Origin of the sequence: Microcoleus sp. K1-B1, assembly GCF_036704705.1 — a bacterium.
Taxonomy (GTDB): domain Bacteria; phylum Cyanobacteriota; class Cyanobacteriia; order Cyanobacteriales; family Microcoleaceae; genus Microcoleus.
Window position 1 is genome coordinate 1 of the sequence record NZ_JAUBSH010000201.1, and the last position, 1,409, is coordinate 1,409.

1 protein-coding gene is annotated in these 1,409 nt (G+C 50.3%); it reads left to right on the forward strand.

What is annotated here, in order from left to right; translation table 11 throughout:
* Positions 1-181 precede the first annotated feature (181 nt).
* Positions 182-1,354 carry an NB-ARC domain-containing protein gene (locus tag QUA83_RS30405; RefSeq protein WP_333297936.1) on the forward strand — a complete coding sequence of 391 codons (1,173 nt, stop codon included), beginning with the start codon at positions 182-184 and terminating at the stop codon, positions 1,352-1,354.
* Positions 1,355-1,409 lie beyond the last annotated feature (55 nt).

The following is a 1,409-nucleotide window of genomic DNA, read 5'->3' on the forward strand; positions in this document are numbered from 1 at the left end:
TAGAGTCGAACTCATGCACTGGCTAATTTCATAAATTCCTTTTTTTGTCAACTCCTAATACTGAACCGACGCCCTAGACCTGGAGCGAAAAACACTCAATCCAGGTTTCACAAGTTTTTACCAACTATACGATATTCCCTCGGAACTCGGTTCAAAAAACTTTGTCGGACGGGATGAGGAGATGCAGCAATTGCACGGATTGTTGCAGGATGGAAGGCGCGTTGCGATCGCCGCTGCGTCGGGAATGGGCGGCATCGGCAAGACAGAATTGGCATGGCAGTATGCAACTTTTCACCGCGAACACAACACCTATCCAGCAGGGATTTGGTGGCTGTTTGTGCGGGACAACGATTTAGCGCCGCAGGTGTTGCAGAAAGCGCTGCGAATGGGAATTCAGCCGCCGGATACTCTCGACAATCTGGAGGAACGGTTGCAGTTTTGCTACGAAGAGTGGGCAAAAAAAACCTCTGGTAATGCTCTGCTGGTATTGGATGATGTCAACGATTACCGCGCGGTGCAGCGGTTGCTGCCTAGAAATCCCCGCTTTAAAGTGTTGCTGACTGCGCGACAGCGACTGGAAGAAAAAACCTTGCAGCGGTTGGATTTAAAGAAGCTCAGACCCTTGGATGCTTTCAAGTTACTGTATGAAGTTAGTCAGGCAAAGACTCGCATTGTTCAGGAACAGATTGTTGCTGAGAAATTGTGTGCTTGGTTGGAGTATTTGCCCTTGGGGATTGAACTGGTGGCAACCTTTCTCAAGGTAGAGCCAGATGTGTCGGTAGCAGAGTTATTGGCACAGTTGCAGCAAAAGCTGTTGCAGGATGAGGTGCTGACTCCTGTAGCGGCGGCTTTTGAGTTGAGTTGGGTGCGGTTAAATACTGCCGAACAGCAGTTGGCAGTATTGCTGAGCGTGTTTGCTTTGGCTCCCATGCCTTGGCAGTTGGTGGAGTCAGTGGTGGTAGCTTGTAGAATTGAAGCCCCAAAGCAAAACTGGCTGAAGAAATTGTTGGCGTGGGGAAAGGTAGAACCAGCACCGCAACAGTGGTGTTTACTACTGGACGATCGAATTTTGAACTCTAGTCGCCGGCGCTTGGTGGAGTTGAGTTTGCTGGCGCGGGTAGAACAAAAACAGTATCAACTTCATGCTTTGATTCGGGAGTTTTTTGCGGCCAAATTGCAGGAACGCGCCGATGCTGAGGATTTGCGGAGAAGTTTTGCGGTGGCGCTGACAGCATCGGCGCAGACGATTTCGTATCCGGTGACGCTGCAGGTGCAGGAACGGGTGAAGGAGGCGCTACCCCATTGGGAGGTGGTGGCCGAGCAATGGTCGCATTTAGGGACATCCAAGAAATAAACTCTTCCAGTCCCCGGAGAGGGTAAACTGAATTAAGTAAGGCTAACGCACAAAA